Consider the following 22,018-nt stretch of genomic DNA (forward strand, 5'->3'; position numbering starts at 1 on the left):
AGCGGGCCACCCGCCCTGAGGGGCGGCCCCCGAAAACCGGCCACTTTGCCCGTGTAGTCAACCACACCTTTGTGGTGATCTCTCTTCCGCGAGCGCGGGCGCCGCGGACGTGTGAGGCCCTCACAGACCCCTTCACATGCCTTATCTGACCGACATGGCTGCAGCGTTACGAAAGCAGAAAACCGGTGCTGTCAACAAATCGCCAGCGGCCGGCCCGACGAAATCCGCCCGCCGCTCAGGGTCCGGTCGGAGGAAGACCGGTGTACGGCGGGTTCACCGGCTCGGGCAGCGGCAGCCCGCACCGCTCCAACTCGTACATCGGCACCCTGTCGATGCGGTATCGGGTGAACTCGGCGGCGTTCAGCAGGTTGGACAGAAAACGCCGCGGCCCCATCGGTGCACGGATCGCGTTCAGCACGGCCTCGGTTTCCGGGCATTTCAGCGCGGCCTCAGCCTGCCTGATCCAGTCCTCGTCGAGATACGTCGGGATGTAGGGCGGTTCCTTGAAGAACGGACCCTCGGCCACCGCCCAGTCCGGAAAGAGGTTCTTGTCGTGGCCGATGCGGCCGTCCTCGATCCGGGCCGTATGTGCCGCAAGCGGATTCGCCAGACCGATCTGGTCGATCACCCGGACGTCGAGGCCCACGTTCATCCCGAGCATCCCCAGGTTGGTGAAGAACACCGTGTGCGGCCCGTTGTACTCGCTGCCGAAGCCCCGCGGCGCGTCCGGTGGCGGCGGGTAGGCGGGCACCACATCCCACATGTCGTAGTTGCCGGAGGGCAGGAGCAGCGCGCCGTCGGGGGTGTTCTCGATGGCGGTGAGCACCGCGCGCATCCGCGGGTAGTCCAGGTAGTCGGCCGCGGTCAGGGGGTGGGCGTGGCCGGTGGCCTGGGAGTAGAAGCGGCGCTCGTCGACGATGCCGGTGTACGTCACCCGGGTGGCATCGGCACCCATGCCCGGTGAATTCGCGGCCCACAGCGCCCAACCCGCCACCGCCAGCCACAGCACGCTGGTGGCACCCGCGTAGAGATAGCCTGCGCCGCGGGCCATCCGGCGGCTGTCGGGCAGCATCAGCGGAACCACCGACACAGGTGCCAGCAGGCAGAACAACGGCGTCAGCAGCACTCGGCCGTGCATGAAGTCGCCGCCCTGCCGAATCCAGTAGATGGCCTGCAGCGCGCCGCTGACAAGCATGAAAAGCACCACGGCGGAAGGGCTGCGCACCGTGCGGGCCAGCCAGCCGGAGCCTGCGGAGGCACGGCGGTCCACCCCTGCCGGCCTGCCGCACAGCAGCCTCACCATGATGGCCAGCCCGATCAGCAGCACCGCGGGCGCCCACAGCAGATAGGGCTGATTGAAGTTGGCGAGATAGACCAGGCCCTGCTCCCACTTGGCGCCCGTGGCGTCCTTGGCCAGCGCCGTGCCGGGGAAAAGCAGCCCGTAGTAACCCATCCGGAAGATCTGGTACCCGACCGGGAGCAGACCGCCCGCCACCACGATCAGCGCCCGCGTGCGCCACTGGTCGACGGCGATCAGCATCATCACCAGCGCGAGACCACCGATCAGCGCGAGCTCGGGGCGCACCAACACGGACAGACCGGCGACGACGGCCAACGTCACGTCGAATGACCGTGACGTGGGCCGGCCGCGCAGGCCCTGCGACCAGCGCACCATCATCCACCACAGCAGACCCAGGTAGGCCAGCACCAAACCGTTCTCGAGTCCGGAAGTGGCGAAGTCGCGGGCCGGCGGCACCGCGATGTAGACGAGCGCGCCCGCGGGCAGCAGCAGCGCGCGGCGCCCCTTCAGGGTCGGCTCGTAGAGCCGGGCGGTGCCGAGCATGACCAGCACGACTCCGAGCACGCTGAGCACCAGCGCCAGCGTCAGCGCCACGTACTCGAGTCGGGCCGGGCCGGCCACCAGGCCGCCCAGATACATCAGGTACGACCACACCGTGGACGTATTGGCTTCCACGCGCTCGCCGGCGTTGAAGACGGGACCGTTGCCCGCCAACATGTTCCGGGTCGTCCGCAGCACGATCAGGCCGTCGTCGGCGATCCAGCGGCGCTGCCACGCGCCCCACCCGAACAGTCCCGCCACCACCGCGACGCCGAGCCAGAGGCTCACCCGCACCGAGATGTCGTGCGGGATGGCGGGCCAGCGGGCGAGCCGGCCCGCCTTCGCGGCGGTCACCCGGCCCGGCGCCGCGCTGAGCGTGTCAGCCGAAGAAGACTGCGGCACCGATGGTCCCGATCCACGCCAGCAGCAGCAGTTGCAGCACGCGGTCCTTCAGCGCGATCTCCTCGGGCTCACCCGCCAACCCGCCGTCGACGTCGACGGCGTAGCGCAGGATCGCGATGGTGATGGGAATGATCGTGACCGCATACCAGGAGGCGTTGGCGCCGTCGCGTTCAAAGGCCCACAGGCTGTAGCAGACGACCATCGCGGTGGCGGCCACCGTCCACACGAACCGCAGATAGGACGCCGTGTAGCTTTCCAGCGACTTGCGGATCTTGGCACCGGTGCGCTCGGCGAGTTGCAGTTCTGCGTACCGCTTTCCGGCGACCATGAACAGCGAGCCGAAGGTCATCACCAACAGGAACCACTGCGACAGCGGGATACCGGCGGCCGCACCGCCCGCGATGGCGCGGATCAGGTAAGCCGATGAGACGATGCAGATATCAAGCACCGCTTGATGTTTGAGGCCGAAGCAGTAGGCCAGCTGCATGGCGATGTACACAGCGATGACCACGGTCAGGCTCGGCGATGCGAGAAGCGAGATGCCCAGCGCGGCGACACCCAGAACCACCGCGAGCGTGTAGGCGAGCCACTCCGGCACCACGCCCGCGGCGATCGGCCGGAATCGCTTCGTCGGGTGCTGACGGTCGGCCTCGACGTCACGCGAGTCGTTCACAAGGTAGATGCACGAGGCAGCCAGCGAGAAGGCGACGAACGCGATCAGAATGTTGATCGCCATCTCGTCGTAGTCGTACCGGACCTCGCCGCCGAGTGCCGCGATCGGGGCGGCGAGCACCAGGAGGTTCTTCACCCACTGGCGCGGGCGAATCGCCTTGATGATTCCGCTGGCGAGGTTCTTCGGTGGGCCCGCGGTTGACCCGGTGTCCTGCTGAACTTCGGATGTGCTCATGAGGACGACACCCCTTCTGCCCGGTCGGCGAGCGTATCCCCCAGGCTGCCGACTGCTTTCCCCACGACCGCCCCGACCACCACACCGGCGAGCACGTCGCTCGGATAGTGCACCCCGAGCACCAACCGCGACAGCGCCATCGGCGGCACCAGCAGCGCAGGCAGCGGCAGCCCCGTGGGCCGCGCCAGCAGCACCGCCGCCGCGGTGGTCGACGTGGCATGTGCGGACGGGAAACTCAACCGGCTCGGCGTCCCCACGTTGACGGCGATGGCGGGATGATGCGGCCGCTGTCTGCGGACCACGCGCTTGATGACGACGGCGGCGGCATGGGCCAGCAACGCGCCCGCGCCCGCGGTGACGTAGTCACGGCGCCTGCGCGGGGACAGGACTGCGCCGAGCGCGGCGACCGCCAGCCACCCGAGGCTGTGCTCGCCGAAATGGGAGAGCCCCCTGGCCGCCGCCAGCACCCCGGGCCGGTCGGCCAGCGCGCGCTGCACGGCCACCAGCACGGCGTCCTCGCCGCGCGGCGCGTCAGCCATGGCTGGACTCGTCGAGGAGCACGGTCTCCCACTTCTGCGTGCTGGTCATCGTCGGCAGGGCCGCGCGGTACACCTTGCGCATCCGGTTGAACTTGCGGGCCAACTGGACCTGGCGCTTCACCGACTCGCGCAGCAGCGTGAACATCTTCTCCCGGTCCCGCTGCCGGTAGACGACACCGCGGCCGTCGGCGGTGGTCACCGTCACCCCATCGACGTTGCACAGCGAGAACCACCGGGCGTCCTGCGTCGCCACGTTGATCTGCGGACGGCGATGGTGCTCCGGGTCGTGCGGCTTGAGCTGGTGCACCACACCGCGTGCCAGGCGCGCCGAGATCGACACCGGGTTCGTCGGGATGCTCACCTTCTTGCGCCACCGCTTGTCCGATGGTGCCGGCAGCGCCGTCGCGCTCGGCAGCACCATCGCGTCGGGGTACTCCTGGCGCATTCTGCGCACGTCGGGCAGCGCGGATTCCAGAATCGAGAAGATGTGCTCGGGGCCGGCCAGGAAGTCGTCCATCGCCTTGTTCTGGATGGCCACAGTCGAATACTCAAGGCACAGAAGGTGTTTGAGTGTCGCCTTGAGGTGGCTGGCCAACAGCCCGCTGATCTTGCCGTCCCAGTGCAGAGCCGCCACCACCAGCCGGTTGCGCAGGTGGAAGTACGCCTGCCAGTCGATGGCGTCGTCCTTGTCGCTCCACGCCATGTGCCAGATGGCCGCGCCCGGCAGCGTGACGGTGGGATAGCCGTGCTCACCGGCACGCAGCCCGTAGTCCGCGTCGTCCCACTTGATGAACAGCGGCAGCGGCTGGCCGAGCTCCTCGGCGACCTGCCGCGGGATCATGCACATCCACCAGCCGTTGTAGTCGACGTCGATGCGGCGGTGCAGCAGCCGGCTGCGGTATTCCTCTTCGTCGTTGAGCGGATACTTGGCGAAGTTGTGGTCGTACTCGGTGTTGACCGCCCCGGTCCACATGAAGTTCGCCGAGTCGACCATCTCGCCCATCACGTGCAGGTGGCTGGGCTCCTGCAGGTTGAGCATCTGCCCGCCGACGAGCGTCGGGACCTTGGCGAACCGGTTCAGCGCGAGCGCACGCAGGATCGAGTCGGGCTCGATGCGGATGTCGTCGTCCATGAACAGGATCTGCTCACAGTCGGTGTTCTTCAGCGCCTCGTACATGACGCGGCTGTAGCCGCCGGAGCCGCCCAGGTTGGGCTGGTTGTGAACGGACAACCGGCTGCCCAGCGCGGCGGCCGCCGCCTCGAACCCCGGGTGGTCCTTGGCCTTGTTGGTGCCCTGATCGGAGACGATCACCGCGCTGATCACCTCGTCGACCAGCGGGTCGGAGGTCAGCGCGGCGAGCGCGTTGACGCAGTCCGAGGGCCGGTTGAACGTGGGGATGCCGACCGCGACATTGGCGCGCCCCGGAGCGGGCATCGGGGCGTACCACCCGGCGTGGTGCAGCGTGGACTTGGCGTCGGTGGTGATGTCGAACCAGATCCAGCCGCCGTCCTCGAACGGGGTGAGGTCGATCTCGAACTCGACGGAGGCGCTTGCGCCGACATCGGACCCAGCCGCCGGTTCGACATTTCTGCTGGCGATCGGGGCGCCGCCGACCGTGATCCTGGCTCCGGTGGCCTTGGAGCGGTAGATGTCGACGCGGGCGCTGCCGGTGAGTTCGACGCGCAGTACCACCGCCTCCAGGATCGACCAGCGCCGCCAGTAGCTGGCCGGGAACGCGTTGAAGTACGTGGCGAAGGACACCTCGGATTCGGCGCCGATCTCCAGGGTGGTACGGGTCGGGGCGTGCGCGCGCCTGGCGTTGGTGTCCGATTCCTCTATATAGAGCTTGCGCACGTCGAGCGGCTCGCCCGGCCGCGGCAGGATGATCCGGGCCAGGGGGCTCACCGCCCGTGACTGCCCGGCGTCGAGCGCGCCGGACGGGATGTCACTCATGATCCACTGCTTTCTGTCTCGGGATCGGCCAGCGGCGCACCGTCGCGCAGATGCGGCGCGAGCGTGTTGTCGTACATGTTCAGCGCGCTGGCGATCGCCATGTGCATGTCCAGGTATTGGTAGGTGCCGAGGCGACCGCCGAACAGGACCTTCGACGACGCCGTCTCGGCCTTGGCGCGCGCCCGGTAGGCGGCGAGCACCGCGCGGTCGGCATCGGTGTTGATCGGATAGTAGGGCTCGTCGTCGTGCTCGGCGAACCGCGAGTACTCGCGCATGATCACCGTCTTGTCCGTCGGATAGGCCCGCTCCGGATGGAAGTGCCGGAACTCGTGGATGCGGGTGTACGGCACGTCGGCGTCGTTGTAGTTCATGACAGGAGTGCCCTGAAAGTCCCCGGTTTGAAGCACCTCAAGCTCGAAGTCCAGGGTTCGCCAACCCAGTCGGCCCTCCGCGTAGTCGAAATACCGGTCCAGCGGGCCGGTGTACACCACCGGAGCGTCCGGATTCTCGGCGCGCAACTGGTCGCGCACGTCGAACCAGTCCGTGTTCAGCCGCACCTCGATGCGGTCGTCGGCGGCCATCTTCTCCAGCCATGCGGTGTAGCCGTCGACGGGCAGACCTTCGTACGTGTCGTTGAAGTACCGGTTGTCGAAGGTGTAGCGCACCGGCAGCCGGGTGATGTTGCTCGCAGGCAACTGCCTGGGGTCGGTCTGCCACTGCTTGGCGGTGTAGTGCTTGACGAAGGCCTCGTAGAGCGGGCGGCCGATCAGCGAGATGGCCTTCTCTTCGAGGTTCTGCGCATCTGCCGTGTCGATTTCGGCGGCCTGTTCGGCGATCAGCGCCCTGGCCTCATCGGGGGTGTAGTACCTGCCGAAGAACTGGCTGACCAGTCCGAGGCCCATCGGGAACTGGTAGGCCTGCCCGTTGTGCAGGGCGAAGACACGGTGCTGGTAGCCGGTGAACTCGGTGAACTGCCGCACGTAGTCCCACACCCGCTGATTGCTGGTGTGGAACAGGTGGGCACCGTACTTGTGCACCTCGATGCCGGTCTGCGGCTCGGCCTCGGAGTAGGCGTTACCGCCGAGGTGCGGACGGCGTTCGACGACGAGGACGCGCTTGCCCAGTTGCGTCGCAGCCCGTTCGGCGATGGTGAGGCCGAAGAATCCGGAACCGACGACGAACAGGTCGAATCCGTCGGCCTGCGGGCGCGCTGCGGCCCGGGGATCAGGAGAGATCATCGGCAGCAAGGGTATCCGACCGCGGCGGCGCCACCCGCGTCGACCGAGCCGCGCAGGTCGCGATTAGCTCACGATTCCATCTCGTAACTCTAGACACACCAGTCACGTCAGTAACATCAGGCACGTACGCCAGTACTAGTCCGCACTAACCCATGTATTAGGGAGACTTCCGTGCCGAACCGACGTCGCCGCCGGCTCTCGACAGCCCTGAGCACAGTCGCCGCTCTGGCAGTCGCGAGTCCTGTTGCAGTTGTTGCCATTACCGAACTATCCGCAGAACCGGGGCGCGACGGCGCACCCCAGCATCGCGAATTCGTGCAGGCCGCCACCATCACCGATCTGCCCGGCGAGTTGTTCAACGCGCTGTCCCAGGGGCTCTCCCAGTTCGGCATCAATCTTCCGCCGATGCCGACGGGACTGCTCACGGGGTCGGGTGCCACCTCGCCCACCACGCTGTCCCCCGGCCTGGGTTTCCCGAGCCTGGCCTCTCCGGGCCTCACGACACCGGGCCTGACCGCGCCGACTCTCACCGACCCGGGCCTGGCGAACCCGGCACTGACCAACCCGGCGCTGACGAGTCCGACGGGCGCAGCACCCGGTCTCACCACGCCCGGACTCACCACGCCCGGACTCACCACGCCGTCGCTCACCGATCCGGCGCTGGCCAGCCCCGGGCTGACCACGCCGGGACTCTCGACGCCTCCGGCGCTGACGGACCCCGCGCTCGGGGCGTTGCCGATCTCGACCTCGGGCCTGGGGACCGGCGAAGTGCCGATCTCGGCTCCGATCGGACTGGATCCCGCGCTCGGGAGCTACCCGGTTCTCGGTGACCCCTCGCTGGCCGCGACCCAGCCCGTCGCATCCAGCAGCGGCGGACTGCTCGGCGATCTGTCCAGCGCGGCCAACTCGCTGGGTGCCGGCGAGGCGATCGACCTGCTCAAGGGTGTGTTGATGCCGGCGATCATGTCGGCGGTCAAACCGCCGGCGCCGCTGCCGGCCGCACCCGTCGCCCAGGCCGCGGGCACCGTGCCCGCGGAGGCCGAGGCCGCACTCGGAGCGGCCGAGGCCGCAATCGAACCGGGCGCCTAGGCCCCGGCTCAGCACAGTCCTACCCCGGAACGGCACCGCAGAAGCGTCAAGCACGCTCTGCGGTGCCGTTGTGTGTGCGTGTCGCAACACAAGCAACACATGTCGCATACGTAACATCAGTCCGTGCTGTATCGTCGCCCCGCACCGTCGATACTGTTCACCGCTCTCGCGGCGACAGTGGTCATGCTGCCGTGGGCGATTTCCGGTGGACCCGACGGTGACGACAGCCCGGCGATGCCGGCGCCCCAGCTCGCCCAGCAGCCGCTCGCCGACCTCGGGGGCGGCGAGTCGATCCGCGAGCTGCACCAGGACACCCCGTTCTCGATGGTGGCGCTGACATCGGAAGACTTCGCCGGCACGTCGGCGCGGGTGCGCGCCAAGAAGGACGACGGATCCTGGGGGCCGTGGTACGAGGCGGAGCCCCTCGAAGGCGTCGGGGCCGACCTCCCCGGACCGCGCGGGACCGAACCCGTGTTCGTCGGGCGCACCACCACGGTGCAGGTCGCGGTGACCCGGCCCTCCGACGCCCCGCCGATCGGGCCCGCCGCTGCGGCGCACAAGCCCGACGGCCCCGCGCTCGGCTATATCCCCGCCAACGTCGAGTCGCCGTTGCCGCTGCCGCAGAACATCACCGCGGTGCTGATCAGCCCGCCGCAGGCGCCACCGGACCTCGTCCCGCTGCCCAACGCCGCCACCCCGGCAGGACAGCCGCCCCGCATCATCAACCGTGTCGAATGGGGCGCCGACGAAGGCATGCGGTGCGGAGAACCGCGCTACGACACCAGGATCCGCGCCGGAGTCGTGCACCACACCGCGGGCAGCAACGAATACACGCCGGAGGATTCGGCGGGCATCGTCAGGTCGATCTACGAGTACCACACCCGGACACTGGGCTGGTGCGACATCGCCTACAACGCGATGGTGGACAAGTACGGTCAGGTTTTCGAGGGGCGGGCCGGCGGCATGAACCGCCCCGTCGAGGGCGCGCACACCGGCGGCTTCAATCACAACACCTGGGGTGTGGCCATGCTCGGCAACTTCGACGTGGTCCCCCCGACGCCGATCCAACTACGCAACACGGCAACACTTCTCGGCTGGGTGCTGGGTCAGGCCGGGGTGGATCCGCTCGCAACGGTCGTGATGCCGTCCGAAGGCGGCTCGTTCACCAAGTTCCCGTTCGGGGCGTCCCCGACGTTGCCGACGATCTTCACCCACCGCGACGTCGGTAACACCGAGTGCCCCGGCAACGCGGCGTATGCCCTGATGGGCCAGATCCGCGACATCGCTGCCCGGTTCAACGACCCCCCTGGCCCCGAACAACTCGCCGAGACGCTTCGCGGCGGTGCGATCCATGCGAAGTGGGAGGCGTTGGGTGGCATGAACAGCTACCTCGGCAGGCCCACCTCACCCGAGGCGTCCGGAGAGGGCGCGACACGCTACGTGACGTTCGAGCACGGGGCGGTGTACTGGTCACCGGAAAGCGGTGCCGAGCCGGTCACCGGTGAGCTGTACAACGCTTGGGGTTCCCTCGGATTCGAGCGGGGCGCGCTGGGCCTGCCGACCAGTGCCGAGATCCCCGAACCTCTGTGGATCGTGCAGAACTTCCAGCACGGGACGCTCAACTTCGACCGGGAGACGGGAGCCGTCACCCGCGTCATCGACGGTGTGCCCGTCGAGTTACCGCCACCCGGAGCGGATTCGACCCCCGTCCAGTTGGAGCGGTTCACCCCGCCGAGCAATCCCGCCTAAGCTTCGCGCAGTTGCGCGAGCTGGGTGCCGAGCTGGGCCCTGGACCGGATTCCCAGCTTGCGGTACACCCGGGTCAGGTTGGTCTCCACGGTCTTGACGCTCACATACAACGCGTCGGCGACCTCCTTGTTGCTCATCCCCGACGCGACGTGTTCGGCAATTCGCAACTCGGAGTCGGTCAGCACGACGCTGCCGGATCGACCGGAACCGTTGACACGGGCCAGGATTTTCCTGGCCCGGTCGGCCCACACCGGAGAGCCCAGCCCGTCGAACTGCCGTAACGCCTCGCGCACGATCTGCTCCGCAGCATCCCGGCGGCGCAGCCTGCGCAACACCTCACCCATCACCAGTTGCGTACGGGCCCGCTCGAACGGCATGGGGAGCCTGTCGTGCTCGGCCATTGCTCGCTCGACGGCCCCCAGTGCGCCGTCGAGGTCGCCCTGTGCAACCAACAGCAATGCCCGGCAACGATTTCCGACCGCGAGCATCCAGGGACGGTCCAGTGCCGCCCCGTTGCGTTCGAGTGCCCCCACCATCTGTTCGGCGTCGTCGTGACGGCCCAGCGCGATCAGCGCCTCTGCCGCGTCGGGCAGGAAAGAGCCGGTGATCACCTCGGTACCGGAGAACGGTCGATACAGCGCCATCAGCGGCTCGGCCGCCTCGACCGCCCGGTGGTGTTCGCCCAGGGAAACCTCCAGGAACGCCAGCGTCGCGCGCGCCCACGCCGTCAGCGGCACATGGCCGGCGCCCTGCTCGAGCGCCTGCCGGGCGAACTCGCGGGCCTGCGTCTCCTCGCCCCGATACGCCGCCGCCGCCGCGCAGATGCTCATCGCGAGCGCCATCGAACCCCCGACCTGTCTGGCCCGCTCCAACAGGTCCGCAGCAAGTCGCCCGGCGTCGTCGAAGCGGCCCCGCCAGATCGCGATCAGGGTGCGGTAACCCGTCACCGCCATCAGGTCGTGTTCTGCGCCCCGGTGCAGGCAACGCTGGGCGATCTCCGCCAGCTGACGGTCCGCGTCCTCCAGTTGCCCGGTGACGGCAAGGGCCAGCCCCTGCATTGCGCTGGCGCGGAACGGGATCGGAGTGTCGCCGTCGGCGCCCTCCAATTCGACCGCACGCCGCAGGGCTGGTCCGTCCAGCCCGCCGCCCGCCTGTAGGCGCACGTACACCCACGTGGTCAGCGCCTGGCTCGTCAGGGCCGGGACCCCTGCGCGCTCGGCGACGGCGACAGCCCGCAGCGCCGAAGCGAACTGGTCCTCGAACGCCCCGACCATCCCCTGGGCGAATGCCAACGCGACAAGCGAAGACACCCGGACCTCGTCGTTGTCGGCGGCGTCCGCACACGCGCGTTCCAGCAGGACGACCGCCCCGGCGTAGTCGTCCTCGAAAATACGCACGCCGGCACGGAGATTCAGTGCGATCGCCCTCAGCACGCCGGGCCGCAGATCTCCGGTCACCTGGTCCAGCAGCTCCGCCGCCCGCGGCATATCGCCTGCGACGTAATGATGCTCGGCCGCCCGGATCCGGCGGGACACCCTGTCGCCGCCGAGGCGGATCGCCAGCTCCACAAGCTCGGCCGCCGCAGCCGGAGCCCCGCGGGCTCGCGCGGAATCGGCTGCGGCATCGAGGGTCGCCAGCGTGGCGTCGTCGGCGACGGTGGCGGCCAGCGCCAGATGCCGGGCGCGGAGTTCCGGTTGCGTCTGGATGTCGGCGAGCCTCCGGTGGAACTCCCTGCGGCGCGCCGGCGCTGCACTGTCGTAGATGCCGCTGGCCAACAACGGGTGGGTGAACCGGACCCGGTTTCCCTCGATGGCGATGACACCCTCGACCTCGGCGGACTCCAGCAGGGCCGTCACCTGTTCGGCGCGGACCGCGAGCGTCTGCGCGAGCAGATCCACCGTCGGCTGGGTCACCGACGCGGCGACCAGCAATACATCGCGCACGTCGTCGTCGAGCTTGTCGACGCGTAACCCGACGACTTCGGCCAGCGTCGAGGGCAACCGGACGCCCGGGCGCAGCATGTCCCCGTCCATCACCCGCGCCAATTCCAAGGCGTAGAGCGGGTTTCCTCCGGAAGCTTCGGCGATCCGCACGATGGCAGGCCGGGAGAACCGGCGTCCGAGCCGGTCCGACAGCATCGAGTGCAGAGCGCCCAGGCTCATCGGGGCGACCTGAACCCTGGCGAGACCGCCGGTGCCGACCTGCAGCCATGATGCGGCGCGCTCCTGCGACTGCTGTCCGGTTCTCTCGGTCGCCACCACCCCGACGGCCCCCTTGAGCCGTCGCGCGGCGAAGGCCAGCACGGCACGGCTGGACGCGTCCAGCCACTGCACGTCGTCGATGGCGATCAGCACCGGGGCTCGCGCCCCGGCCGCGTGTACGGCACTCAACAGCGCTGCGGCGGTGGCCCTTTCGTCGGCCGGTCGGCCGCCCGCGTGATCGCGCAGCTGCACACGGCCTGCGGCCAGCCGCTGCATGTCGGGAAGCGCGTCGACGATTTCGGGATCGACGGCGCTCAGCAGGTCAGCCACCGCGGCATGAGCCAGCCCGGATTCGGCCTGCCCGGCACGCGCCGTGAGTACGACGAAGCCGGCCTCGGCGGCCCGCTGCACCACCGTGTTCCACATCGTCGTCTTGCCGATGCCCGCATCGCCCTCGATCAGCATCCCCGCCGGATGCCGCCGGGCCGATTCGAGAAAGTCGTCCACGGCGGCCGCTGAGGCCGCCGTGAGGCCATAGCCACCCCCCACACCCGACATCATGCCGGAAGCAAATTTGCTCAGGCGACAAAGATGGGAGTCTGCTGCGGAATCGCTGTGAGCGCGCGGCTACAGCCACCACCGCTCGAGCACCCGCGCGACGCCGTCCTCGGCGTTGGTGGCGGTCACTTCGTCGGCCGCGGCGACGGCGTCGGGATGCGCGTTGCCCATCGCCACCCCGAGTCCCGCCCAACCCAGCATCGGCACGTCGTTGGGCATGTCGCCGAACGTCACCACGTCGGCGGGTTCGATGCCGAGCGGACGCGCCAACTCCTCGATACCGGTGGCCTTGCTGACGCCGAGCGGCACGATCTCGATCAGCCCGTTGTTGGTCGAGTACGTGATGTCACCCTCGATGCCGATGTGTCGGGCCAGCACGGCGGCCATGTCGGCGCTGCGCGCCCCGGCCTTGCGGATCAACAGTTTGACCGCGGGTGCGCTCAACAGATCCTCCATCGAGACCTCGGTGTTGTCCGGGTTGAGCCACGCGTGTTCGTAGCCGGGTGAGCTGACGAACTGCGGCGTGGCCGCATCGTGCGCGCTGCTGCCCACCCGTTCGACGGCCAATCCGGCGCCGGGGACGACCCGGGTGGCGATCTCGGCGAGTTGCCCGAGCGCATCAGCGGACAGCGTGCGGGCCGAGATGATGCGATCGGTGGACGGGTCGTAGATCACCGCGCCGTTGGCACACACCGCCATCGGCGCGAAGCCCAGCTGGTCGACGATGGGCGGTACCCAGCGTGGCGGCCGGCCGGTGGCCAGTACGAACTGCGCTCCCGCGTCGACGACGGCGCGCACCACCGAGCGGGTTCGGGGGCTGACGTTCTCGTCGTCGTCGAGCAGCGTGCCGTCCACATCGGTGGCGACGAGCAAGGGCTTCACTGCTGCCCGGCCCGTCTGCGCGCCCGCTCCGCCAGCTCGGCCTCGTCCAGGCGCCGGGCCTCCTCGGGCGTGGGCGCACCGCCACCCAGCCGGCGCGGCAGCCAGAACGCTCCCTGCGGCTGCGGGTAACCGTCCTGCGCGTCGTGCAGCAGTTGCGTCATCCGCGCACGCAGGGCGGCGTCGAGTTCGGCGATCTCACCGGCGGGCGCGATCGCCGGACCGGCCGCCACTGTGACCGGTATTTTGTTGCGCCCCAATGCCTTCGGATGATCCTTCGTCCAGAGACGGTGCGCCCCCCAGACGACCAACGGCACGATCGGCACCTGCGCCTCCTTCGCCATGCGCACCGCGCCCGACTTGAATTCCTTGAGCTCGAAACTGCGACTGATGGTGGCCTCGGGATAGACCCCGACGATTTCGCCGCTGCGCAGCCACTGCACCGCCGCCGCGTACGCACCCGCTCCTGCGCGGCGGTCCACCGGGATCGTCTTGGTGTGGCGGATCAGCCAGTCGACGATCTTCACGTCCTGCATCTCGGCCTTGATCATGAACCGCATGCGCCGCTTGCGGTGCGTGGCCGCCAATGCGGCGGGAAGCCAGTCCAGGTACCCGGTGTGGTTGATCGCGATGACAGCGCCTCCGGCGGTCGGCAGGTTCTCCAGCCCGTGAAAGGTGATCTTCGTCCCGGTGGCCCTGACCGCCACGTGCGCCGTCATCTCCAGCGCGCGGAAGACAGGTTCCATCTGACCTACCCCGGGGCCTCGGCGGATCCGGCGTCGAGTCCGGGCGTCCCGCCCCGGCGCGCCGCCTTGGCCGCCGCCTCCTCGGCGTCCATTTGGTTGGCCTCGGCCAGCGACGGTGCGCCGCCACCCAACCGGCGCGGCACCCAGAACTCTCCGGGGGGATGCGGGCCGTAGTCCTCCTGCACCTGCTCGAGCAGGTGCTGCATCCGCGAGTGCAGCACCGTGGTCAGCTCGGCGGCGGGCAGCGTCGGCTCGATCGGCTTGCCCACCGCGATCGAGATCGGCACCTTCGGGCGCCACATCTTCTTGGGATGCCCCTTGGTCCAGATGCGCTGAGCGCCCCAGACGATGTGCGGCACGATCGGGACCCCGGCGGCGATGGCCATCCGTGCCGCCCCCGACTTGAAGGTCTTGATCTCGAAACTGCGGCTGATGGTCGCCTCGGGATAGACGCCGACGAACTCGCCGTCCTTGAGCTTGCGGACGGCCTCCTCGAACGAGGCGGCGCCACTGTCGCGGTCCACCTCGATGTGGCGCAGGCTGCGCATGATCGGCCCGGTCACCTTGTGGTCGAAGACTTCCCTCTTCGCCATGAACCTCACCTTGCGGCCGAGGTGCTGCTGATACGCGGGCAGACCCGCGAAGGTGAAATCGAAGTAGCTGGTGTGGTTGATCGCGATCACCGCGCCACCGGTCGTGGGCAGGTTCTCGACCCCGGTCACGGTGAACTTCAGACCCTGAACGCGCCAGACCAGGCGCGCGAGCTGGATGACTGTGCCGTATACCGGTTCCACAGCAGCCAGCGTAGTGCGCGCACTCAGCCCACCACAGCGTCGCCCCGAACCCGGAACACTTCGCCCACCGACCGGGCTCGCCGGGACGACCAGCCCCTCGACCCCGGCTAAGCTGCAAGGCGGACGAACAGCACCCCGATCGGGTGCAGAAGGGGCATCTGTGCAGGTCACGAGCGTCGGTCACGCCGGCTTCCGCATCGACACCAAGGCCGGGAGCATTCTGTGCGATCCGTGGCTGAACCCCGCGTACTTCGCGTCGTGGTTTCCGTTCCCCGACAACAGCGACCTGGACTGGGCGGCGCTCGGCGACGTCGACTATCTCTACGTCTCACATCTGCACAAGGATCACTTCGACCCGCAGAATCTGCGTGACCACGTCAACAAGGACGCTGTGGTGCTGCTGCCGGACTTCCCGGTGCCCGATCTGCGTCGCGAACTGGAGAAGCTGGGCTTCCACCGATTCTTCGAGACCGCCGACTCGGTGAAGCACCGGGTCAGCGGCCCCAAGGGGGAGCTGGACGTGATGATCGTCGCGCTGCGCGCCCCGGCCGACGGCCCGATCGGCGACTCGGGTCTGGTCGTCGACGACGGCGAGACGACCGTCTTCAACATGAACGATGCCCGGCCGGTCGACCTGGACATGCTGCACACCGACTTCGGCCAGATCGACGTGCACATGCTGCAGTACTCGGGAGCCATCTGGTATCCGATGGTCTACGACATGCCCGCCCGCGCCAAAGAGGCGTTCGGCATCCAGAAGCGCCAGCGCCAGATGGACCGGTGCCGCCAGTACATCGCCCAGGTCGGGGCGACCTGGGTGATCCCGTCGGCCGGGCCGCCCTGTTTCCTGGATCCCGAACTGCGCGGCCTCAACGACGACCACGGCGATCCGGCCAACATCTTCCCGGACCAGGTCGTGTTCCTGGACCAGATGCGCACGCACGGGCACGACGGCGGCCTGCTGATGATCCCCGGATCGGCAGCCGATTTCGCGGGTTCACAGCTGCGTTCGCTGACCCATCCGATCCCCGACGACGACGTGCAGGCGATCTTCACCACCGGCAAGGCCGATTACATCGCCGATTACGCCGAGCGGATGGCGCCGGTGCTGGCCGCAGAGAGGGCGTCGTGGGCACCCGCGGCGGGCAAGCCGCTGCTGGAGCCGTTGCGTGAACTGTTCGAGCCGATCATGCTGGCCTCCGATCAGATCTGCGACGGCATCGGCTATCCCGTCGAGCTGCGGCTACATTCCCGAGGCCATGAAGAGACCATCGTCCTGGACTTCCCGAAACGTGCAGTGCGTGAAGCGATTCCGGACGAGAAGTTCCGTTACGGATTCGCCATCGCCCCCGAGCTGGTGCGCACCGTGGTGCGCGACCGGGAGCCGGACTGGGTCAACACGATCTTCCTGTCCACCCGGTTCACGGCGTGGCGCGTCGGCGGGTACAACGAGTACCTGTACACGTTCTTCAAGTGCCTCACCGACGAGCGGATCGCGTACGCCGACGGTTGGTTCGCCGAGGCACACGACGACTGCGCCTCGATCACGTTGGACGGCTGGGAGATTCAGCGGCGCTGTCCGCACCTGAAGGCGGATCTGTCGAAGTTCGGGGTCGTCGAGGGCAACACCTTGACGTGCAACCTGCACGGCTGGCAGTGGAATCTCACGAATGGCCGCTGCCTGACCACCAACGGGCACGAGTTGCGATCGGCCAAACTGTGACCGCCACGAACGGATCCACCCGGTTCTACGACGACGGCCGCATCCAACTGGACCGCGAGGCGCTCACGTTGCGCCGCTACCACTTTCCGTCGGGAACGTCGAAGATCATCCCGCTGCGCGACATCCTGGGGTACCGGGTGCAAGCGCTCGGCCCGTTCGTCCACCGCTTCCGGCTGTGGGGAAGTTCGGATTTTCGGCGCTGGTTACCCCTGGACATGTACCGGCCGCTGCGGTCCACCATGGTGACGCTCGACGTGGCCGGCGTAAGGCTGCATCCGGCGTGCACACCGGCACGACCCGACGAGTTCGTCCAGGTCCTCGACGAACTCCTGGACGCCCGTTAGCTTTTCGCTAGTTTTTGGGGGTGAGCACCTCGGTGCCGACGTACGGCACCAGCGCCTCGGGGATCCGTACGCTGCCATCGGGCTGCTGATGGTTCTCCAGGATGGCCACCAGCCAGCGGGTGGTGGCCAGCGTGCCGTTGAGCGTGGCCGCCGTCTGCGGTTTGCCGTTCTCGTCGCGGTAGCGCACCCCCAACCGGCGGGCCTGGAACGTCGTGCAGTTCGACGTCGAGGTCAGCTCGCGGTAGGTCTGCTGGGTCGGCACCCACGCCTCGCAGTCGAACTTGCGCGCCGCCGAAGAGCCCAGATCGCCTGCGGCGATGTCGATCACCCGGTACGGCACCTCGATGAGGCCGAGCATCTGTCGCTGCCAGCCGAGAAGACGGTCGTGCTCGGCCTCCGCCTCCTCCGGCCGGCAGTAGACGAACCCTTCGACCTTGTCGAACTGGTGCACCCGGATGATGCCCCGGGTGTCCTTGCCGTAGCTGCCTGCTTCCCGGCGGAAACACGACGACCAGCCGGCGTACCGCTTCGGGCCCTCCGACAGGTCGAGGATCTCGCCGGAGTGGTAGCCCGCCAGCGGCACCTCGGAGGTTCCGACCAGGTAGAGGTCGTCGGCCTCCACCCGGTACACCTCGTCGGCGTGGGCGCCGAGGAAGCCGGTGCCCGACATGATCTCGGGCCGCACCAACACCGGCGGGATGACGAGCGTGAATCCGTTCTCGGTGGCGGTCCGCACCGCGAGCTGGAACAGGCCCAGCTGCAGCAGCGCCCCGAATCCGGTGAGGAAGTAGAAACGTGACCCTGAGACCTTCGCGCCGCGCTCCATGTCGATCAGTCCGAGCGACTCCCCGAGCTCGAGGTGGTCCTTCGGATCGGTGAGGGCGGTCGGTTCACCGACGGTGTCGAGCACCACGAAGTCGTCCTCGCCCCCGGCCGGGACACCGTCGATGATGACGTTCGAGATCGCCATGTGGGCGGCGCTGTAGGCCTTCTCGGCCTCGGCCTGGGCGGACTCCGCGGCCCTGACCTTGTCGGCCAGCTCCTTGGCGGCGGCCAGCAGGGCGGGCCGCTCCTCGGGTGAGGCCTTCCCGACCAGCCGGCTGGCCGACTTCTGCTCGGCGCGCAGGTTGTCGGCGGCCGAGATGGCGGCGCGCCTGGCGGTGTCGGCGTCGGCGAGCGCATCGACAAGGCCGGGATCCTCGCCCCGCGCCAGCTGTGATGCACGCACGGCGTCCGGATTCTCTCGCAGCACCTTGAGGTCAATCACGCGCGCAACCCTACGGGGTCGGGCGGCGACCTGGCACAACCGCTGAGGGCCGCAGCCGGGGCGGCTCCAGCCGCATAACGTTACAACTGCATCACTTGTCACAGCGCCTGACACGCCTGTCACAATGGAGCGGATGTCAGAGATACCCGGACCGGCACCCGGTCCCTGGTGGAGGAGCCTGCAGGCCGCGTCGACCCGGCGCGCGCTGCTGTTGACGGCGCTCGGTGGCCTCCTGATCGCCGGTGTCATCACCGCCCTGCCCAAGGCCGACCCGACCGGGGGGCTGACCGCCAACTCGATCTCCCTCGGACCGCGCGGCAACGACACCTTCGACCACGCCAAGAGTGGCGACTGCCTCAACTGGCCGGACCGCACCCCCGATGCGGCCGAGGTGGTGGACTGCGCCGCCGAGCACCGTTTCGAGGTGGCGGAGTCGGTGGACATGCGGACTTTCCCCGGCAGCGAGTACGGTCCCGACGCCGCTCCCCCGTCCGCGGCGCGTATCCAGCAGATCAGCCAGGAACAGTGCTCGGCCGCGGTCAAGCGTTACCTGGGCGCCCGTTTCGACCCCAACAGCCGGTTCACGATCAGCATGTTGTGGTCCGGGGACAAGGCATGGCGGCAGTCCGGCGAGCGTCGGATGTTGTGCGGCCTGCAACTGCCGGGCCCGAACAACCAGCAGCTGGCATTCCAGGGCAAGGTCGCCGAGATCGACCAGTCCAAGGTGTGGCCGGCAGGCACCTGCCTCGGCATCGATCCGGCGACCAACCAGCCCACCGACATCCCGATCGACTGTGCGGCACCGCACGCCATGGAGGTGACCGGTGCGGTCAACCTGGCCGCCAAGTTCCCCGACGTGCTGCCGGCCGAGGCCGAGCAGGACACCTTCATCAAGGACGAGTGCACCAAGATGACGGACGCCTACCTGGCGCCGATCAAGTTGCGCGAGACCACGCTGACGCTGATCTACAGCACGGTGTCTCTGCCGAGCTGGGCTGCGGGCAGCCGCCAGGTGTCGTGCAGCATCGGTGCCACCCTCGGCAACGGCGGGTGGTCGACGCTGCTCAACAGCGCCAAGGGTCCGCTGATGATCAATGGCCAGCCCCCGGTTCCGCCCCCGGACATCCCCGAGGAGCGGCTCACCCTGCCCGCGATCCCGGTGCCCGACTCGTCGTCCGACAGCTCCTCGGATTCCTCCGGTTCGTCGAGTTCGTCGGGTTCGACCTATGACGAGAGCGAAAGCCCGCAGCAGACCGTGCACGGCCCGCAGCCCACCACGGCACCGACGCAGACCGAGGAGCCGGCCGGGCAGGCCCCGCCGGGGCAGGGCAACACGTTCCTCAACGGCCCGCCGCCGGCGCCACCGGCACCGCCCGCCGGACCGCTGCCACCGGCACCGCCCGGGGCACCGCTGCCACCGGCTCCGCCCGCCGAAGTGGTGCCGCCGCCTGCAGAGGTGCTGCCACCCCCGCCGGCTCCGCTACCGCCGCCTCCACCGGGGATATAAGCCGGTGACCGTGCGGATGAGCCCGCAACGGTTCGAAGAGTTGGTCGGCGACGCGCTCGATCTCGTCCCGCCCCAGCTGGCCAAGGCGATCGACAACGTGGTGGTCCTGGTTGCCGACCGCAACGAGGAGGAACCGGACCTGCTCGGGCTCTACGAGGGAATCGCGTTGACCGAGCGGGACTCCTGGTATGCCGCCGGGTCGCTGCCGGACACCATCACCATCTACCGCGACGCGCTACTGGACATCTGCGACAGCGACCAGCAGGTCGTCGACGAAGTCGCCATCACGGTCATCCACGAGATCGCGCACCACTTCGGTATCGACGACGATCGGCTGCACGAGCTGGGCTGGGGCTGACCGGATCGCGAAATGGCCGCGCGGCAACCGGAATCCGTCACCGGCGAGTGCTATGAACGGCACATGACCAATCAGTGCCGCGCCTGCCGTCTTGGGCTGGAGCACTGCCACGGCGCTCTCATCCACCACCCCTACCGCCGCACCGAATGCACCGAGGACGGCTGCGTCATCGCCGCCGGCGTCCACGAACTGCATCTCGACTGCGTCGCCGTAGGGTGTGCCTGCGACGAGGCGGCGCAGCTCTCACCCCATCGGGTCGGCTGACTGCGCCGCTTCCGGACTGGTGACGACGGGCGCCTCCGGCCCGAACGGCGGGGTGAGCTTGCCCCACTGCACACAGCTCCACCGACCTTCGGTCACCGGGGCCAGCACCACCGATTCGGTGTTGGCCAGATGATGGTCGACGGCGAATCCACTGTCGACGCCCGCGAGGACCGCGGCGACGAGCCTGATGGCGGCGCCGTGGCTGACCACGACGATGTCGCCGTGCCATGACCCGTCCTCGAGGTACCGCATACGCAGCTGTTCGAGCACCGGCACGTACCGGTCGAGCACCTGCTGGGCGGACTCACCGCCGGGCATCGCGAGGTCGAGTTCGCCGCCGTGCCAGCGCTGGTAGATGGCGTTGAACTCATCGTGCGCCGCCTCGTCGCAGCGATCCTCCAGGTGACCGACCTGAACCTCGTGGAGGCCTTCGAACTCGAGCGTGCCGGACTGGGATCGGATGACGCCGCTGAGCTCCGAATAGATGTGGCCGGCCGTCTGGACGGCCCGTGTGGCGATCGAGTGCGTGACCATCGCGGGCGGACGGGTCAGCTCGCGGGCGAAAGTCCGGGCCTGCTCGCGACCCAGATCGGTCAGTTCGGCGCCCGGGGGTCTGGTGTCCAGGCGCCGCGCCACGTTCCCGTGCGACTGGCCGTGGCGCACCAGCACGAGACGTCCGCTCACGGCCGGCCCTCCCGCAGCCCTTCCAGCCAGGATGCCGACTCGTCCATCGGCGGGGGCGCGGCGCCGACCACGTCACCCGTCGGCCACGAGCCCAGATAACGCACATCGGCGCAGCGCCGGTGCAGCGCCCGCAGCGCCTCGGCGACCGGGGGGTCCTCGATGTGGCCGACGAAATCCAGAAAGAACTTGTAGGTGCCCAGCCCGGTGCGGGTGGGCCGGGACTCGATGCGGGTCAGGTCGATGTCGCGGACCGCCAGCTCCGTCATCGCCGAGACCAGGGCACCGGGCACGTTGTCGAGCTGCAGCACCACCGACGTGCGGTCGGCGCCGGTGCATTTCGGTGGCGGCCCGGGCCGACCCACCAGCACGAACCGGGTCCGGGCGTTCGGCTCGTCGACTACGTCCGCCGCCAGCGCCTCGAGCCCGTAGCGCTGCGTCGCAAGCGCCGTGCTGACCCCGGCATCGGCGCGGCCGGCGGCGACGTCCTGCGCCGCAGCGGCATTCGAATTCGCCGGAACCACTTCGGCTTCGGGCAGGTGTGCGGCCAGCCACCGCCTGACCTGGGCGGCGGCCACGGGATAGGCCGCCACCGTGCGGACGTCCGCGGCGGCGGTCCCGGGGCGAACCGCGATCGTGAACGAGACGTCGAGGGTCAGCTCGGCGTAGATCTGCAGGGCGGCGCCATCGGCAAGGCTGTCCAGCGTCGGGATTACGGACCCGTCGATCGAGTTCTCGATCGGCACGCACGCGAAGTCCGCGTCACCAGACCGCACGGCGGCCAACGCGGCGGACGTGCTGTCGGCGGCGATTGGAGTGACCTCGTCGGCGCCCGCGGCGTCCGGCGCGGTGGACGGGATCAGCCCGTGGGCCTGGAGGGCGCGCAGCGCGGCCTCGGTGAACGTCCCCTCGGGTCCGAGGTATGCGATGCCGGGCACCGCACCACTTTATCGGTTTGCCCGGTAATCCCATTCCGCT

The 22,018-nt window shown here is 68.8% G+C and carries 19 protein-coding genes; 7 read left to right on the forward strand and 12 right to left on the reverse strand.

Annotation, left to right across the window (positions count from 1 at the left end; all coding sequences use genetic code 11):
- Nucleotides 1-235: 235 nt before the first annotated feature.
- The 5 genes from zomB to glf are packed head-to-tail and all read right to left on the reverse strand — an operon-like array spanning nt 236 to nt 6,880.
- A complete protein-coding gene (gene zomB / locus BN976_RS27075) occupies nt 236-2,242 on the reverse strand; it encodes a terminal beta-(1->2)-arabinofuranosyltransferase (protein WP_011782763.1) in 2,007 nt (668 codons plus the stop codon).
- On the reverse strand, nt 2,220-3,149 hold the full coding sequence (locus BN976_RS27080; RefSeq protein WP_011782764.1) for a decaprenyl-phosphate phosphoribosyltransferase: 930 nt from the start codon (nt 3,147-3,149) through the stop codon (nt 2,220-2,222). The genes zomB and BN976_RS27080 overlap by 23 nt, the downstream gene beginning before the upstream one ends.
- Nucleotides 3,146-3,688: a phosphatase PAP2 family protein gene (locus tag BN976_RS27085; protein ID WP_036375694.1), complete on the reverse strand. Its 543-nt coding sequence runs from the start codon at nt 3,686-3,688 to the stop codon at nt 3,146-3,148. The genes BN976_RS27080 and BN976_RS27085 overlap by 4 nt, the downstream gene beginning before the upstream one ends.
- Nucleotides 3,681-5,642, reverse strand: a complete 1,962-nt coding sequence (locus tag BN976_RS27090) for a glycosyltransferase (protein ID WP_036375696.1) — start codon at nt 5,640-5,642, stop codon at nt 3,681-3,683. The genes BN976_RS27085 and BN976_RS27090 overlap by 8 nt, the downstream gene beginning before the upstream one ends.
- A complete protein-coding gene (gene glf, locus BN976_RS27095) occupies nt 5,639-6,880 on the reverse strand; it encodes a UDP-galactopyranose mutase (RefSeq protein ID WP_011782767.1) in 1,242 nt (413 codons plus the stop codon). The genes BN976_RS27090 and glf overlap by 4 nt, the downstream gene beginning before the upstream one ends.
- A gap of 171 nt (nt 6,881-7,051) precedes the next feature.
- On the opposite strand from glf, the gene BN976_RS34200 reads away from it, so the two are divergent.
- Nucleotides 7,052-7,969 (forward strand): exported repetitive protein Erp, encoded by a 918-nt coding sequence (locus BN976_RS34200; protein WP_036375699.1) that lies wholly within the window; start codon nt 7,052-7,054, stop codon nt 7,967-7,969.
- A 123-nt stretch (nt 7,970-8,092) separates the two neighbouring features.
- Nucleotides 8,093-9,718, forward strand: a complete 1,626-nt coding sequence (locus BN976_RS27105; protein ID WP_036375702.1) for an N-acetylmuramoyl-L-alanine amidase — start codon at nt 8,093-8,095, stop codon at nt 9,716-9,718.
- Here the strand turns inward: BN976_RS27105 and BN976_RS27110 are convergent.
- The 4 genes from BN976_RS27110 to BN976_RS27125 form a co-directional block, all read right to left on the reverse strand.
- Nucleotides 9,715-12,477, reverse strand: a complete 2,763-nt coding sequence (locus BN976_RS27110) for a helix-turn-helix transcriptional regulator (RefSeq protein WP_109489680.1) — start codon at nt 12,475-12,477, stop codon at nt 9,715-9,717. The genes BN976_RS27105 and BN976_RS27110 overlap by 4 nt on opposite strands.
- Nucleotides 12,478-12,546: 69 nt before the next feature.
- Nucleotides 12,547-13,359 carry a Cof-type HAD-IIB family hydrolase gene (locus BN976_RS27115; protein ID WP_036375705.1) on the reverse strand — a complete coding sequence of 271 codons (813 nt, stop codon included), beginning with the start codon at nt 13,357-13,359 and terminating at the stop codon, nt 12,547-12,549.
- The gene (locus BN976_RS27120; protein WP_036375708.1) at nt 13,356-14,102 is read right to left on the reverse strand and encodes a lysophospholipid acyltransferase family protein; all 747 of its coding nucleotides are present in this window, start codon (nt 14,100-14,102) and stop codon (nt 13,356-13,358) included. The genes BN976_RS27115 and BN976_RS27120 overlap by 4 nt, the downstream gene beginning before the upstream one ends.
- Nucleotides 14,103-14,107: 5 nt before the next feature.
- The gene (locus BN976_RS27125) at nt 14,108-14,896 is read right to left on the reverse strand and encodes a lysophospholipid acyltransferase family protein (protein ID WP_011782773.1); all 789 of its coding nucleotides are present in this window, start codon (nt 14,894-14,896) and stop codon (nt 14,108-14,110) included.
- A gap of 160 nt (nt 14,897-15,056) precedes the next feature.
- Here BN976_RS27125 and BN976_RS27130 point away from each other — a divergent pair, with 160 nt between their 5' ends.
- Both BN976_RS27130 and BN976_RS27135 read left to right on the forward strand, forming a co-directional pair.
- Complete coding sequence (locus BN976_RS27130; protein WP_011782774.1) at nt 15,057-16,619, forward strand: Rieske 2Fe-2S domain-containing protein; 1,563 nt, start codon at nt 15,057-15,059, stop codon at nt 16,617-16,619.
- Nucleotides 16,616-16,963 (forward strand): hypothetical protein, encoded by a 348-nt coding sequence (locus BN976_RS27135; RefSeq protein WP_011782775.1) that lies wholly within the window; start codon nt 16,616-16,618, stop codon nt 16,961-16,963. The genes BN976_RS27130 and BN976_RS27135 overlap by 4 nt, the downstream gene beginning before the upstream one ends.
- 7 nt (nt 16,964-16,970) lie before the next feature.
- On the opposite strand, the gene serS is transcribed toward BN976_RS27135, so the two are convergent.
- The gene (serS, locus tag BN976_RS27140; RefSeq protein ID WP_011782776.1) at nt 16,971-18,230 is read right to left on the reverse strand and encodes a serine--tRNA ligase; all 1,260 of its coding nucleotides are present in this window, start codon (nt 18,228-18,230) and stop codon (nt 16,971-16,973) included.
- Nucleotides 18,231-18,354: 124 nt separating this feature from the next.
- Between serS and BN976_RS27145 the strand changes: the two genes are divergently transcribed.
- From BN976_RS27145 to BN976_RS27155, 3 genes are all read left to right on the forward strand, one after another.
- Nucleotides 18,355-19,737: a septum formation family protein gene (locus tag BN976_RS27145; protein ID WP_011782777.1), complete on the forward strand. Its 1,383-nt coding sequence runs from the start codon at nt 18,355-18,357 to the stop codon at nt 19,735-19,737.
- Between the two features lie 4 nt (nt 19,738-19,741).
- The gene (locus BN976_RS27150) at nt 19,742-20,095 is read left to right on the forward strand and encodes a metallopeptidase family protein (RefSeq protein ID WP_036375713.1); all 354 of its coding nucleotides are present in this window, start codon (nt 19,742-19,744) and stop codon (nt 20,093-20,095) included.
- A gap of 63 nt (nt 20,096-20,158) precedes the next feature.
- Nucleotides 20,159-20,359, forward strand: coding sequence for a hypothetical protein (locus tag BN976_RS27155; protein ID WP_036375980.1), 201 nt, complete (start codon nt 20,159-20,161; stop codon nt 20,357-20,359).
- Here the strand turns inward: BN976_RS27155 and BN976_RS27160 are convergent.
- Together BN976_RS27160 and pheA are read right to left on the reverse strand one after the other, a co-directional pair.
- Nucleotides 20,339-21,043, reverse strand: a complete 705-nt coding sequence (locus BN976_RS27160; protein WP_011782778.1) for a histidine phosphatase family protein — start codon at nt 21,041-21,043, stop codon at nt 20,339-20,341. The genes BN976_RS27155 and BN976_RS27160 overlap by 21 nt on opposite strands.
- Entirely contained in the window at nt 21,040-21,978 is a 939-nt protein-coding gene (pheA, locus tag BN976_RS27165) for a prephenate dehydratase (protein ID WP_011782779.1), read from the reverse strand. Before pheA ends, BN976_RS27160 begins: the two co-directional genes overlap by 4 nt.
- Nucleotides 21,979-22,018 lie beyond the last annotated feature (40 nt).

This window comes from Mycolicibacterium austroafricanum (assembly GCF_000612725.1).
GTDB lineage: Bacteria > Actinomycetota > Actinomycetes > Mycobacteriales > Mycobacteriaceae > Mycobacterium > Mycobacterium austroafricanum.